Annotated in this window: 5 protein-coding genes; all 5 read left to right on the top strand. The window is 40.0% G+C overall.

The features are described from left to right. On the top strand, nt 1-168 hold a 168-nt coding region (locus Q5866_RS05195), incomplete at its 5' end, for an ATP-binding protein (protein ID WP_303179288.1). 231 nt (nt 169-399) lie between these two features. Further along, nucleotides 400-1506 carry a FecR family protein gene (locus Q5866_RS05190; RefSeq protein ID WP_303179282.1) on the top strand — a complete coding sequence of 369 codons (1107 nt, stop codon included), beginning with the start codon at nt 400-402 and terminating at the stop codon, nt 1504-1506. Nucleotides 1507-1586: 80 nt separating this feature from the next. Further along, nucleotides 1587-5192 carry a SusC/RagA family TonB-linked outer membrane protein gene (locus tag Q5866_RS05185; protein WP_303179281.1) on the top strand — a complete coding sequence of 1202 codons (3606 nt, stop codon included), beginning with the start codon at nt 1587-1589 and terminating at the stop codon, nt 5190-5192. Between the two features lie 12 nt (nt 5193-5204). Continuing rightward, on the top strand, nt 5205-6650 hold the full coding sequence (locus tag Q5866_RS05180; protein ID WP_303179279.1) for a RagB/SusD family nutrient uptake outer membrane protein: 1446 nt from the start codon (nt 5205-5207) through the stop codon (nt 6648-6650). A 16-nt stretch (nt 6651-6666) separates the two neighbouring features. Next, a complete protein-coding gene (locus Q5866_RS05175; protein WP_303179277.1) occupies nt 6667-7599 on the top strand; it encodes a hypothetical protein in 933 nt (310 codons plus the stop codon). The last annotated feature ends 20 nt before the right edge of the window (nt 7600-7619 follow it).

Raw genomic sequence — 7619 nt, 5'->3', positions numbered from 1 at the left:
AAAAACATATTCGATCGTTTCGTGAAGTTGAACACCTTTGTTCACGGCACGGGATTGGGACTTTCTATTTGCAAGAGTATTGTCGAGCAATTGGGCGGTCGCATCGGGGTGGAATCGGAACCGGGAAAAGGTTCCCGTTTCTGGTTTACTCATGCGGTAAGTCAATAAAAATGCGTACTTTTTAGAAAATCTAGTATCCCCGCGGAAAGCCGGGAGCAAGTAGCCATGTCTGCTATGATACTGATTTGCTCGTGTTTACCTGTTATATGCCAAGGGGAACGCTTCCCGCTTAATCTTTTCGTTTTCTTGCATTATTAGTTAATGTGTGTTAAAAGTGACGTTTCTGTTCATACATTTTTCTTTCTGATGTGTATCATGTTTAGAAAGACGAAATAGATAATGGAAGAACTGAAGAAATTAATAACAAAAGATATTTTTGATTGCCTGTCGGGGGAAGATGCTCGGCGGTTGGAGGAGATACGGGCAAGATTGAATATCAGCGACGAGGACTATCGGCAGATGAAAGCGAGAGCAACAAGCCGGGAATTGCACGAGCGAATCGTGAACGCAAGGAAACGTCCCCGTCGGTTCATGGTAGTGGCACGTTACGCGGCGATTTTGATATTGCCGTTGGCGATAGCCGTGTATTTCCTGTTAGATAAAGAGAAACAATCTCCCGCGGTAGTTGTGGCACAAGTTGAAAAAACTTTACCGGCACCGGAGCGCAAGCAACCCCGGTTGATTCTGGATGACGGGAAAGTGGTGAATCTGGGTCGTGAGGTCAAGGAGGAACAAATCACGCTTCATGCCGTGAACCGGGGAAACGAATTGGCATACGAGAAGAATCAAGTAGTGGAAGAAGTGGAAACGCTCGTTTACAATACAGTGGAAGTACCTAAAGGCGGTGAATACCATGTTTCTTTGGCTGACGGTACAAGAGTGTGGTTTAACGAGGAAACACGGTTAAGGTTCCCGGTAACCTTCGCCGGGGCAACCCGTGATATTTATCTGGAGAGGGGCGAGATTTACTTGGAGGTGGAGAAGGACGACCGGCATCCTTTTATCGTGCACACGGGAAACGGTGATATCCGGGTGTTGGGTACACATTTTAACGTGAAGGCTTCATCCGGTCGGATGATTGAAACAACGCTGGTCGAAGGACGGGTGGAAGTGAGCCGTGACGGGACGAGCGTTATATTGAAACCTTTCCAGCAAGCGGTAGCCGGAGACGTGATAAACGTGGTGGATGTTACGGATATGGATGCCATTATCTCGTGGAAAGACAATATGTTTTATTTCCGGGACGTGGAGTTGGAGCAGATATTGGATAAGTTGGCGAATTGGTACGGTTTCAACGTGTTTTACGAGAATCCGGACGCCAAGCGGGAGAAATATTTCGTGAGCATTGACAAATACGCCCAAGTCGATAAGATTTTGGACGTGATAGAAGAAGTCGGTAACGTGAAATTTAAAATAAACGAGAAAACAGTGATTGTGTATAAATAAAGGAAAAGCGAGTGCTACCAACACCCGCTTTGTCCTAATGCCCGAAGAGGCATTAATGTTAAATTCTAATTTACAAATGTATGAAAAAAATGTCTGATTTCTGGGGAAGTCATGTCAAAAAAATTCCCCTCCAAGGTTTGTTATGTCTTTTAGTCTTGTGTTTTAGCTTTCCGCTTTTTGCACAGCAAACGGGAAAAGCGATAGACATTAACGTGAAAGATGCAACCGTGAAAGAAATCTTGGAAATTATCAAGAAGCATGATTATCGTTTGGTGTATTCCACGGCAGTGATTGATGCCTGCAAGAAGAAGGTGACGATGAACTTGAAAAAAGCCACCGTTTCACAAGTGCTTGACGAGGCTTTCAAGGATACGGAGCTGTCTTACAAGGTGGAAGGGAATCTAATCACGATCAAGGAGGTGCAGAAAGATAAGTCTATCACGGCGAAAGGTGTAGTGAAGGACGAGAAAGGACAACCACTTCCCGGTGTTTCCGTGATTATCAAGGGTACTACGGTGGGGACGGCTACTAACGGGAATGGAGAGTTCGAGATTCGCGTGCCGGAGAATAGCGTGTTGCTCTTCTCTTTTATCGGGATGGAGGCGAAACCTGTGCTGGTGGAGTCGGATAAGTTGATAACAGTGGTGATGAAAGAGGTGGTGAATGAAATGGATGAGGTGGTGATTACCGGTTATCAAATTATTAACAAACGGGAATCGACCTCTTCTATTTCAACGTTGAAGGCGGAGGATATCATCGAGCCGGTGGGTAATTCTTTAGATCAGATGTTGCAAGGAAAGGTTCCGGGAATGTCTGTGATGCAGATGACATCCACGGTGGGAGCGGCGCCTAAAATTCGTATTCGCGGTTCGTCTACGATTATTGGTAATCGGGAGCCGGTATGGGTGTTGGATGGTGTAGTTTTGACAGATCCTGTGCCACTTGATGCAACAGAATTGAATAGTATGGATAGGGTAAACTTGATTGGTAATGCTATTTCCGGTTTGAACCCGGAAGATATCGACCGTATTGATGTGTTGAAAGATGCCTCTGCCACTGCTTTGTACGGTTCTAAAGCAGCAAACGGAGTGATTGTGATCACAACCAAGCGGGGAAAAGTAGGGAGGCCGTCAGTGCGTTACAGTACGTCGATGAGTTTCATTGAAAGACCTAGTTATAAAGGAATGGATTTGATGAATTCTAAAGAGCGTATCGAGGTATCGGAAGAAATTCATAACAGAGGGTTGGCATTTACAGGATTTGCCCCGGATGACGTGGGGTATGAAGGTGCATTACGTCGTTTGTGGGACGGGAAAATAAGTATAGAACAATTCTATGGAGAGGTAAAAAAATTGAAAGAGGTAAATACGGATTGGTACGATTTATTGTTCCGCAATTCATTTAGTCACTCTCATACTTTGTCTGTTTCCGGTGGAACTGAAAAAGCTACTTACTATTTTTCTGTAGGGTATTCTAACCAGCAAGGTGCACAATTACAAGAGCAGGGTGAGCGATTTAATTTTATGACAAACCTTAATTTTAAATTGTCAGATAGATTATCTGTGTCTACACAGTTAGCGGCAAGTATGAATACGACGGATCGTCCAACAGAGGATCTATATAAATATGCTTATAATACTTCTCGAGCGATACCGGCTTATAATGAGGATGGTTCTTATTATTTTTATGGAGTGGATATAAATTCAACATTTCAATTTTACGATGAGGCTGTTTTACAGTACAATATATTTAATGAATTAAGACATTCTGGGGCAACGCGAAAAACGCGTAGTATAAATACACAGCTTAATATAGATTACAAGGTCGCCTCTTGGTTAAACCTTAATGGAGTGTTTTCGTATAATACGAGTACAAGTGAGGCTGATTCTTACTATGATGAACAGACTTATAAAGTGTCTACTTATAGGGGATTACCTTATGGTTTTGATCGGAGTATATTGTCAGAAACTTCTTTAAAGTCTTTAAGAAATGATGTTTGTCAGATACCTTACGGTGGTATATTGAGCAGTAGTAGTGATGCAAGCGATTCGTTTACAATGCGAATGTCTTTGAATGCTAGTAAAATGTTCAATGAAGTACATAGTGTTTCATTGGCAGCTGGTATTGAGGTAACCTCGAATAAATATAAAGGATACAGTAAAGAGGAGTGGGGGTATTTGCCGGAGCGAGGAAAACAATTCACAGTGTTAGAAAACTTAGAAGATTGGCCGGAAGCTGCTGAGTCTATGTTGCAGATGAAGCCGATAATTTCAGATAATACGGCAAATTTCTTGTCTTATTATGCGACTGCTTCATATAGTTTTCAAGGAAAATATGTGTTTAGTGCTAATGTAAGAGGAGATGGCTCTAATAAATTGGGAGAAGAAGCCCGTTTCCTTCCGGTATGGTCACTTTCTGGACGTTGGAATTTGACTAATGAACCTTGGATGAATTTTGTTGAAAATGTATTTTCGAATATAGATTTTCGTGTTTCTTACGGTATTCAAGCAAATGTAACAGACGCCCATAATCCGAATATGATTATTGCTTTAGGAAAATTGTATCCGAATTCAGAGGAGTATGCTGCCTCATTGTTGCAATTACCTAATTTGGATTTGGAATGGGAAAAGACGAATTCATTTAATTTTGGAGTGGATTTTGATTTGTTTAAAGGTAAATTGGTCGGTAGTTTCGATTACTACAAGAAAAAAAGTAAAGACCAGTTGATGAGTGTTGAGGTCGAATCAACCAATGGAGGCAAAATCGTGACAATTAATGGGGGAGATTTGACTAATAAAGGTTGGGATCTTGCTTTGTCATTTACACCCGTTCGAACGGAAGATTTTGAATGGCAAATGACGTTTAACACGGGTAAAGTGTATAATGAGGTATCGAATGCTGCTGACCGCACAGTGACATACTCGGATTATTTGAATGGAACAGTTGTGAAGAATGGTTATGCATTAAATTCTTTTTACTCTTATCAATTTGACGGTTTAGATGAAAATGGATTACCTAAATTCAAAGGATTGAAAGATTACGACGAACAGGGGAATGTGGTGATTACTACTAGAGCACAGGCTTTGGCATCAGCTTTGAAGTATAGCGGGAAACGCGAACCCAATATTTCTGGAGGTTTATCCATGTCATTTAGATATAGACGGTTATCTCTGAATACAAGATTCGCATTGTCTTTGGGAAATAAAATTCGTTTGAATGATTTGTACGTGGATGAGGGGGCTAGTTTGCCTTATCCGGCACAGAATATGAGTTCCGAGTTTGTAAATCGCTGGCAAAAAAAAGGTGATGAAAATAAAACCAATATACCTGTGTTGTCCGATCAATCTATCTCTATTTCAAGTATGAATCCTGATAATAAAGGTATGATAATGAATGGTAACGAGGAGGTTGCTCGAAATTATTGGCAAATGTATAATGATAGTGATTTACGCGTTGTTTCCGGTAATTTTTTACGCTGTAATAATATTTCATTGACTTATGCATTATCGGATGAAATTGCCAAAAAATTGTATGTGAAAGGTGCTTCGTTCTCATTAGGTGTTTCGAATCCTTTTGTGCTCAAATCTAAAGATCTGAAAGGACGTGATCCGGAACAAGTAACATTGGGATCTGGAACGTTACCTCCGCAACAGACTTATTCTTTGATGCTGAACATAACTTTCTAAATGGACTGAATTATGAAAATAGATAAGTATATTATATTACCGTTATTTGTGGTATTGTGTGCATGTAACGATTTTTTGGATTACAAGGATAAGGATAAAGTAATCCCTTCTAAATTTGACGAGTATAGTGAATTGATTTATGGAGAGTTAATTCATAAGGAGTCGGGAGCTTCCTGTTTGAATCTTTTGATTATGAGTGATGATATTGGTAGCTTGGTGGAGGGAAATAAAGAAGATCAACGTCGAGAGTATTTGAATTGGTATTGTTGGGCAGAGAATTCCCAGATAACTCCTGATGGTGTGGAAAAAATTGATCCAGCGTGGGAATTTTTGTATCACAAAATATTAATGTGTAATGTTATAGAGAATGAAGTGGGCGCAATGGAAGATGATTTGGAGGGGGTGAAGTATCGTTTATTGGGAGAAGTACAGGCGATACGTGCCATGTCATACTGGTATTTGGTGAATATGTACGGGGAGCCTTGGCGGAGTGAGGAACAGGCAAAGACTGCGATGGGAGTTCCTGTTAATATCGAAGTAAGCATCAAGGATAACCAATATACGCGGGAAACTTTGGCTCGGAATTACGAGATCATGGAAACCGATTTGAAAAATGCGTTGATGAATTTAGAAAAAGGAGAGAAGAAGAATACTGCATTCCGTCCTAATAAGGATGTTGTTAGATTATTCCTATCTAGAATTTATTTGGAACAAAGTCGGTATGAGGATGTGATAACTGTTTGTAATGATTTATTGAGCGAAACAACGAGAATTATAGTACCGCTGGCTTGGATGAAAGGTAATAATGATTCTTGGTGGTATGATTATCCTATGGTATCGCGGGATGCGGGAAGTTTGTTGTTTACTTGGTGGACTAGGGATGCCGTGCCAACTTTTGGTTCTAGTTCGAGCGTAGGAAGATTTTGCGTGTCTTTGGAATTGAAAGAACTAGTGAAGGAATATCCTAATGATTTGCGAGGGATGTCATATACCTTGTGGGATTATAGTGCTAAGACCATTTATAAGTATCATTCTCCAGAGTCTAAATGTTACGGGATGAACTATCGTTTAGAAGAAGCTTATTATAATCGGGCAGAGGCTTATATCTGTGTTGGAAAGTGGGAGCTTGCTATGAATGATTTGACTTCTGTATATCGAGAGAGAGTACTTAACGAAACTGATCCGAAACTAGAGGCATCTGATGCTGAAGAGGCTATGAAAATTTTCAGAAAAGAAAAACGTAAAGAATTCTGTTTCGAAGATATACGTTGGTTTGATATTCGACGTTGGGGATTATCCGTGGAACATGAGTATCATGATATTAATGATTCGAGCAAATCAGTTACCTATGTTTTGGAGGCAGAGAGTCCTAATTATGTATTGCCTCTTCCTTTGGATGTGCAACGGTTGAACGACAAAATAGAGCGTTTAAAACGAGTAGAAGCGATTGTAAAATAATTAACAAGAAGATGTTATGAGAAAACTAATTATATTATTATCGATATTTTTGGGAGGAATATCGTTTGGATGTTTTCATGAAGATGATATTCGTGTGGAAGAACAGCATTATAAACGAGTGTATGATACTACTTCTACCGATCCTGTATGGAAATACGTATCAGATTATTATTACACGACAGGTAAGTTGTTTATAACAGATCCGGATATTTCTGATTATGTATTTAATTTCCAAAATAAATATGCTTTGTGGTTATTGCAGCCGGAACAGACGGAGAGTCATTTATTGAAAGGTATCCAATTTGTTGAAGAACTATTTTTGAATGGTTATTCAGATGAGTTTAAGAAAAAATTTTTCCCATTAAAGATAATTTTAGCGGATTCTGTCGTGTACACGGGAGGGTTGGAAGTAGGTACGGAGTGGCAACCCCAGAAAGTGTATGCTACGGAAGATCATCTCTCTTTTTCTATTAGTGAGTATACGATGAATATAACCGAGGAGGAGAAGGAAGTTTTCTCTGTTGATTTGAATTATACCTTTATAACGGGTTGTGGTGAAAAAATGGGTTGGGAAGTTCCAGAGGACTTTTATCTTTATTCTACTGAATCAGAGTTTTTGCAACATGCTACGGTGACGACAGCAGAGGAATGGACTGATGAGAATTTTTGGGAATTGGGGTATCCAAGTGGAAAGATTTGGACAAAATACCAATATAATGAGGAGACAGGAAAATGGGGGGATGTAAAAGTGGGCTATCAGTTTGCTGCAACTAAAGATGGTTACAAGGAACAATTTATTCGTTTTTTGTTTTTAACAGATACGGAAACGGTGGAGCGGGCTATTAGCTTGTCGCCCAAGTTGAAAAAAGCCCATGACGTTTTGGACCAATCGTTGAAAGATTATTTGGGTATTGATTATCGTAATGTTGGGTATAAGGCTAAAAAATAATTATTAGGGGTTAGGTGGGA

Source organism: uncultured Butyricimonas sp. (assembly GCF_959596855.1).
In the GTDB taxonomy this organism is placed as follows: domain Bacteria; phylum Bacteroidota; class Bacteroidia; order Bacteroidales; family Marinifilaceae; genus Butyricimonas; species Butyricimonas muris.
This window is presented reverse-complemented; position numbering and strand designations above follow the sequence as displayed.

Bases quoted from the DNA above. Each gene is read 5' to 3' on its own strand.
- Q5866_RS05190 (WP_303179282.1), top strand. From the start codon at position 400: ATGGAAGAACTGAAGAAATTAATAACAAAAGATATTTTTGATTGCCTG.
- Q5866_RS05185 (WP_303179281.1), top strand. From the start codon at position 1,587: ATGAAAAAAATGTCTGATTTCTGGGGAAGTCATGTCAAAAAAATTCCC.
- Q5866_RS05180 (WP_303179279.1), top strand. From the start codon at position 5,205: ATGAAAATAGATAAGTATATTATATTACCGTTATTTGTGGTATTGTGT.
- Q5866_RS05175 (WP_303179277.1), top strand. From the start codon at position 6,667: ATGAGAAAACTAATTATATTATTATCGATATTTTTGGGAGGAATATCG.